Annotated in this window: 7 protein-coding genes; 3 read left to right on the top strand and 4 right to left on the bottom strand. The window is 74.2% G+C overall.

Translation table 11 applies throughout. The features are described 5' to 3' along the window. Window positions 1-233: 233 nt before the first annotated feature. Genes BJP25_RS07960 through BJP25_RS07945 form a run of 4 tightly spaced genes read right to left on the bottom strand, consistent with a single transcriptional unit; the run spans window position 234 to window position 4,278 of the window. Entirely contained in the window at window positions 234-1,493 is a 1,260-nt protein-coding gene (locus BJP25_RS07960) for a class I SAM-dependent methyltransferase (RefSeq protein ID WP_084793781.1), read from the bottom strand. Then, a complete protein-coding gene (locus BJP25_RS07955; protein ID WP_084793780.1) occupies window positions 1,490-2,281 on the bottom strand; it encodes a DUF1365 domain-containing protein in 792 nt (263 codons plus the stop codon). The genes BJP25_RS07960 and BJP25_RS07955 overlap by 4 nt, the downstream gene beginning before the upstream one ends. Next, window positions 2,278-3,549, bottom strand: coding sequence for an NAD(P)/FAD-dependent oxidoreductase (locus tag BJP25_RS07950; protein WP_075974185.1), 1,272 nt, complete (start codon window positions 3,547-3,549; stop codon window positions 2,278-2,280). The genes BJP25_RS07955 and BJP25_RS07950 overlap by 4 nt, the downstream gene beginning before the upstream one ends. A gap of 24 nt (window positions 3,550-3,573) precedes the next feature. After that, window positions 3,574-4,278 (bottom strand): alpha/beta hydrolase, encoded by a 705-nt coding sequence (locus tag BJP25_RS07945; protein WP_233157963.1) that lies wholly within the window; start codon window positions 4,276-4,278, stop codon window positions 3,574-3,576. Window positions 4,279-4,373: 95 nt separating this feature from the next. Between BJP25_RS07945 and BJP25_RS07940 the strand changes: the two genes are divergently transcribed. From BJP25_RS07940 to BJP25_RS07930, 3 genes are all read left to right on the top strand, one after another. After that, window positions 4,374-5,198 carry an alpha/beta fold hydrolase gene (locus BJP25_RS07940; protein ID WP_075974184.1) on the top strand — a complete coding sequence of 275 codons (825 nt, stop codon included), beginning with the start codon at window positions 4,374-4,376 and terminating at the stop codon, window positions 5,196-5,198. Window positions 5,199-5,326: 128 nt separating this feature from the next. Then, window positions 5,327-5,908 carry a nucleotidyltransferase family protein gene (locus BJP25_RS07935; protein WP_075974183.1) on the top strand — a complete coding sequence of 194 codons (582 nt, stop codon included), beginning with the start codon at window positions 5,327-5,329 and terminating at the stop codon, window positions 5,906-5,908. Beyond that, window positions 5,908-6,639 carry a sugar isomerase domain-containing protein gene (locus tag BJP25_RS07930; protein WP_075974182.1) on the top strand — a complete coding sequence of 244 codons (732 nt, stop codon included), beginning with the start codon at window positions 5,908-5,910 and terminating at the stop codon, window positions 6,637-6,639. The genes BJP25_RS07935 and BJP25_RS07930 overlap by 1 nt, the downstream gene beginning before the upstream one ends. Window positions 6,640-6,642 lie beyond the last annotated feature (3 nt).

The following is a 6,642-nucleotide window of genomic DNA, read 5'->3' as shown; positions in this document are numbered from 1 at the left end:
GGGCGGGGGTTGACCGGGGGCCGGTCGCGCGGGTCGCGCTGGGGCCTGCCGAAGCCCTGCGGCGGCCTGCCCGGCTGTCGCGGTCCGTGTCCGTAGCTCATGGCAACCCCTCGTCGCGGCACGTGTCCTGCTCACCCTGGTAGACGCCCGGGTACCCCGCAGGTTGTGCGGACACGATAGGGGCCGGGCGACCCGTCAAGATCACCCGGCCCCGTGGTCCCCGCCGCGGGCGGTCAGCGGCCGATGGACAGCTGGCGCACCCCCAGGTACCCGGAGCGGAAGCCCGCCTCGCAGTAGGCGAGGTAGAACTCCCACATCCGGCGGAAGGTGTCGTCGAAGCCGAACCCGGCCACGCGCGACCACTGCTCGGTGAAGCGCGCCCGCCACTGCCGCAGGGTCTCGGCGTAGTCCTGGCCGAAGTCGCGGAAGGCGTGCACCCGCATGCCGGTGTGCACCGCCAGCGTGCGGTCGATCGACTCCGGCGAGGGGATGATCCCACCGGGGAAGATGTACTTGTGGATCCAGGTGTAGGAGTCCCTGGTCGCCAGCATCCGGTCGTCGGGCATGGTGATCGACTGCAACCCGAACCGGCCGCCGGGCTTGAGCAGCCGGTCGACGGTGCCGAAGTAGGAGGGCCAGTACTTCTCCCCCACCGCCTCGATCATCTCCACGCTGACCACGGCGTCGTAGCTGCCCTGGGCCTCGCGGTAGTCGCGCAGCAGCACCTGCACCCGGTCGGCGACGCCCGCGTCCGCGATCCGCCGCTCCGCCAGGTCCTTCTGCTCGGTGGAGATGGTCAGCGTGGTCACCCGCGCGCCGCGCTGGGCGGCGCGGATGGCCAGCGCGCCCCACCCGGTGCCGATCTCCAGCACGTGCGCGCCGGGGCCGACCGCGGCGTAGTCGAGCACGCCGTCGATCTTGCGCAGCTGGCCGTCGCGCAGGTCGGTGCTGCCCGGGGCGAACAGCGCCGACGAGTAGGTCATCGTCTCGTCGAGGAACGCCTCGAACAGGTCGTTCGACAGGTCGTAGTGCCGGTGGATGTTCTCCCGGGAGCCCTCGACGGTGTTCTCCTCGGCGGCGGGCTGGCGGCGGTCGACCCAGCGGCGGAAGGTCTGCAACCGGGGCGGGATGAGCGTGCTCATCCTGGCCGCGAACTCGGTCAGCACCTCGGCCAGGCCGTTGCTCGACCAGTCCCCGACCATGTACGACTCGCCGAAGCCGATCTTGGCGTCGGCGCCGAGGCGGTGGAAGAACGCCGTGGGGCGGTGGATGCGCATCACCGGCGCGTCCGGGCCGCCCGCGCCCAGGCGGCGGCCGCCGGGGAAGGTGACCCGGACCGGCAGCGTGCGCACGGCGTTGGCGAACAGGGCCCGCGCGATGCGGGCGCGGAACGGGCTGACGGGCGGGGTGAACAGCCCGTCCCAGTCCTCGGTGCGCGGTGGCGCGGGCTGGGAGGGGGTGGCCTCCCCCCGGCGCAGTGGCGTCTCGGTCACTGGACTCCTTCTTGCGGGACGTGCCGTGGTCGGCGGATCACCGGTACCCGGCGCAGCCACAGGGCGACGCCGTGCCTGCGGATGAGTGCGGTGACGCGGTGGGTCATGAGGGGGCGGCGCAGCACCATCCTCAGCACCTCCGCGGGAGTGGCGGGCGTCCGGTCCCCGGACAGTGTGGCCGTGAAGGGTGTCGAGCCGCCCTGCCGGAGGGTTACCGTCAGGGAAAGCCTGGCACCTGGCCTGGGCAACCGCATCAGGTACTCGCCGTCCACCGCCAGGAAGGGTGACACGTAGAACTCCTTGTCGGCCCGCGCCCGCCCCCGCTCGTCGGTGCGCAGCAGGTAGCAGTGGCGCTCGCCGTAGGTGTTGTGCACCTCGGCCACCACGCACTCCAGCTCGCCCGCCGAGTCGTGCACCCAGTACACGGTCAGGGGGTTGAACACGTAGCCGAGCACCCGCGCGTTGGTCAGCATCAACACCCGACCGGTGACCTCGACCCCCCGGGTGGACAGCCACGCCACGAGGTTCTGCTTCACCGTGCGCCCGGGGTCCCCGAGGTGGTCGCGGGCCTCGATCCTCGCGAACGGGCGCAGCCAGCGCGGCAGCTCGGGCATCCGGTCGAGGTCGACCAGCCACATGTACACCCGGTGGGCGAAGTCCTTGTCCACCAACTGCCTGCGCACGTGGCTCACCGAGGCGTCGTAGAGGGCCGGGACGACAACGGACTTATCGGTCTTGTCGGACTTCGCGGGCGCTCGCGGCCCCGGGTCGACGGCCTCGGCGGTCACCGGGCGTCCCACCCGGAGCCCAGGGCCTCCGCGGCGCGCACGCCGGAGGCGCAGCCGTCCTCGTGGAAGCCCCAGCCGTGGTAGGCGCCCGCGTAGGCGACCCGGTGGTCGGTCAGCTCCGGCAGCCTGCGCTGGGCGGCCAGCGACTCGGGGGTGTAGACGGGGTGCTCGTAGACCATCCTGCGCAGCACGCTGGCCGGGTCGACCCGCTCGGGGGCGTTGAGGGTGACCACGTAGTCCTCCGGTTCGGACAGTCCCATGAGGCGGTTCATGTGGTAGCTCACCTGCACCGCGCCGCTGTCGACCGAGCACGCGGGCTTGAGGTAGTTCCACGACGCCCTGGCGTCCAGCGCGCGCGGCATGATCGAGGCGTCGGTGTGCAGCAGGGTCTCGTTGCGGGAGTACTCGAAGGCGCCCAGCACCTCCCGCTCGGCCGCGGTCGGGTCGGACAGCAGCCGCAGCGCCTGGTCGGGGTGGGTGGCCACGACGACCTTGTCGAACCGGTGCGGCACGTCGGCGTCGTCGCGCACCTCGACGTGGTCGGCGTGCCGGGCGACCGCGCGCACCGGGGTGGACACCTCCACAGCCGTCAGCCCCTTCACCGCGCGCTCCACATAGGTCCGCGAGCCGCCCACGACCGTCTTCCACTGCGGCGAGCCGGTCACCGAGAGCATGCCGTGGTGCTGGAGGAACTCGAACAGGTACCGGGCCGGGTAGCGCATGCTCAGCTCAGCGCCCGAGGACCACACCGCCGAGACCAGCGGCACCAGGAAGTGGTCGACGAAGTAGCGGGAGTAGCCGCCGATGACCGCGAACCCGCGCAGGGTGGTCTCGCCCGGGTCGTCGCGCAGCACCCGGCGGGCGTGCACGTGGAACTTCTTGACCTCGGCCAGCATCCTGAGGTAACGGGGGTTGGCGAGGTTGGCGCGCTGGGCGAACAGCCCGCGCGGGCCGCGCGCCCCGGCGTACTCCAGGCCGCAGCCCTCGCACCGCACGCTCATCGACATCTCCGAGTCGCGGGTGGCCACCCCCAGCTCGGCGAACAGCCGCAGCAGGTTGGGGTAGGTGCGCTCGTTGTGCACGATGAAGCCGCTGTCCACCCTGGTCAGCCCGCCGTCGGGGGTGGCGAGGTCGTGGGTGTGGGCGTGGCCGCCGAGCCGGTCGTCGGCCTCGAAGAGGGTCACGTCGTGGTGGCGCTGGAGCAGGTAGGCCGCGGTCAGCCCGGACACGCCACTGCCGATGACCGCGACCCGCTGCCGGGCACCCATCCCGTCTTCCACCACTTGGACCTCCTAGAGCGGAACGTGCAGCCCCTCCGGTGAGGGCGTTCCCCACGCATTCGTTATGAGCGGGTCGACCGGTTGGGTCCCGAGTGCCCCGAGCGCGAAATCGGTGGTGAGCCGGGTCCAGCGCCCGGCCCGGCGCAGCATCGCGTGCCCGTCGCCCGCCACGTCGAAGCGCACCACGCGGTCGGTGACCGCGCGCGCCCGCCGGGCGAAGTCGAGCGAGAGGCGGGGGTCGGTCGTCCGGTCGCGGTCGCCGTGGGCGATGAGCAGGGCCCGGCCCGCGACGTGGGTGACCGGTTCGCCCGGTTCGCACCACGGGGCGAGCCCGACCACGGCGACCACGTCGTCGTCATCGGCCACCCGCAGCGCGACCCGCCCACCCATGGAGTGCCCGACCAGCACCACCGGGACCCGCCCGTGCAGGCGCCGCAGCTCCGCCAGCGCCCACCGCGCGTCCTGGACGGGGTCGAGGTCGGGGGCGTTCCAGCCGCGGTAGCGGTTCTGGAGCAGGTGGACGGCGACGCCCCGGCGCGCGCCGTGCCGGTGCAGGTCGCGGGCGAAGGGCACCATGCGCAGGTGGGCGAGCTGGAGCGGGGTCACCCGGCCCCGGCTGCGCTCCCGGCCGCCGTGCAGGACCAGCACCGCGCCGCGCACGTCCTGTCCGGACGCGGCGGGGCGGGTGCGCAGGCGGGGGTGTGCGGTGTCGTCCACAGCACAATCTTCGCCGCCGGGGGTGGGTTCGGCCTGCCACGCCGTTCGCGACCCGCGTCACAGGCACCGCCGGGGCGAGCCGATAGCCTCGCGGGGTGACCGAGTACGGCCGGATCGAGACGCCCGCGGGCCTGTTCGACGCGATCACCGACGGGGAGCCGGGCGACCCGCCGGTGCTGCTGCTGCACGGGTTCCCGCAGGCGGCCCTGGAGTGGGAGCACCAGGTGGGGGTGCTGGGGCACGCCGGGTGGCACGCGGTGGCCTTCGACCAGCGCGGCTACTCCCCCGACGTGCGGCCGGACGACGTGGCCGACTACCGGATGGAGCACCTGGTCGCCGACGTGGTGGCCGTGGTGGACGCGCTCGGCTGGTCGACGTTCGACCTGGTGGGCCACGACTGGGGTGCCGCGGTCGCGTGGAACGTCGCCGCCGGTCTCCCGCAGCGGGTGCGGACCCTGACCGCGGTGTCGGTGCCGCACCCCGGCGCGCTGACCAAGGCGATGCGCGAGGACGAGGACCAGGCCGCCCGGTCGCACTACATGCAGGTGTTCCAGGAGCGGTCGGCGGAGAAGCGGCTGCTGGCCGACGACGCCGAGGCGCTGCGCCGGGTGTTCGAGTGGCGGGTGCCGGAGTCGTCGGTGCAGGAGTACGTGGCGCGGCTGCGCGAGCCGGGGGCGCTCACCGCCGCGCTGAACTGGTACCGGGCCATGCGGCACAACCCGACCCCGGACAAGGTGTCGGTGCCGACGATGTTCGTCTGGAGCACCGAGGACTCCGCGATCGGGTCGACCGCGGCGCTGTCCTGCGACCAGTGGGTCACCGGGCCCTACCGCTTCGAGATGCTGGAGGACGTGTCGCACTGGGTGCCCGAGGAGGCCCCCGACCTGATGACCGGCCTGCTCATCGACCACCTCCGCTAGGGCGTGCTCCACAGGAGGGGTGGCGTCGGCTCGTGCGTCGTCGCGCCGGGGTGCCCCGGGCGGGGACGCGGGGGTGGGTGGCGGGGTCGCGGAGCACGGCCTGGTCCGGTGTGGACGGGGGACCACCGGTGATCGCGGGGGTGCTGCTCGCGGCGGGCGCCGGGCGGCGGTTCGGCGCGCCCAAGGCCCTGGTGCGGCTGTACGACCGGCCGCTGGTGGCCTGGGCCGCGGCCGCGCTGGGCGGGTGCGACGTCGTCGTCGTGGTGCTCGGGGCGGCGGCCGAGCGGGTGCGGGGGCTGGTGGGGCCGGACGGGCTCGTCGTGGTGAACCCCGACTGGGCGGGCGGCATGGGGTCCTCGCTGCGCGCGGGGCTGGCGGCGGTGCCCGCCGAGGCGGAGGCGGCGGTGGTGCTGACGGTGGACACGCCGGGCATCCCCCGCGCGGCCGTGGAGCGCGTGGCCGGGGGCGCGACCCCGGCCTCACTGGCGCGGGCGACGTGGGACGGGGTGCCCGGGCACCCGGTGGTGCTGGGGCGCGACCACTGGGCCGGGGTGCGCGCGGTGGCGCGGGGGGACGTGGGGGCGCGGGCGTACCTGCGCGGCCGGGAGGTGCGCGGGGTGGAGTGCGGTGACCTGGGCTGGGGTGTCGACGTCGACACGCCCGCCGACCTGGACCGGTTGGTGGAACTGATGCGAGGAGGGGACGGCTGATGGCCGACGACGTCTACGGCGACCTGGTGCTGGCGCACCTGGCCGCGGTGGGTGAGCACAACGCCGAGGCGCTGGCCGAGGTGGCGGAGCTGATGCTGGCGGGAGTCCGCGGCGGGGGGCTGGTGCTCACCGCCGGGGCGGGGCACTCGCTGGCCGCGGTGGCCGAGACGTTCTACCGGGCGGGCGGGCTGGCCTGCGTGCGGCCGCTGTTCGCCGACGAGCTCCAGGTCTTCGGCGGGGCGCTGCGGGCGACCGCGGCCGAGCGGCAGCCGGGGCTGGCCGCGCGGGTCTTCGCCGAGGTGCCGCTGTCCGGGCACGACCTGCTGGTGGTGTTCTCCACCTCGGGCATCAACCACTACCCGGTGGAGCTGGCGGCGGCGGCGCGGGCGGCCGGGGTGCCGGTGGTGGCGGTGACGTCCCGGTCGACCTCGGCGCAGGCCGCGCCCCGGGCCGGGTCGCGGCTGTTCGAGCACGCCACCCACGTCCTGGACACCCTCACCGGCCCCGGCGACGTGGCCTACCCGCCGTCGGCGCCGGTCACCTCGTCGCTGTCGACGCTGGCCAACGCCTACCTGTGGAACCAGCTGCTGGCCCGGCTGCACGACCTGGCCGAGGCCGCGGGCGTGGTGCTGCCGCGCTGGCGCAGCTCCAACTCCGAGGGCGGGGACGAGGCCAACCAGCAGTACTTCGGCGTCTACGGCCCGCGCGTGCCGCACCTGGGCACCGGCTGACCG

This window comes from Actinokineospora bangkokensis (assembly GCF_001940455.1).
Classification (GTDB): domain Bacteria; phylum Actinomycetota; class Actinomycetes; order Mycobacteriales; family Pseudonocardiaceae; genus Actinokineospora; species Actinokineospora bangkokensis.
This window is presented reverse-complemented; position numbering and strand designations above follow the sequence as displayed.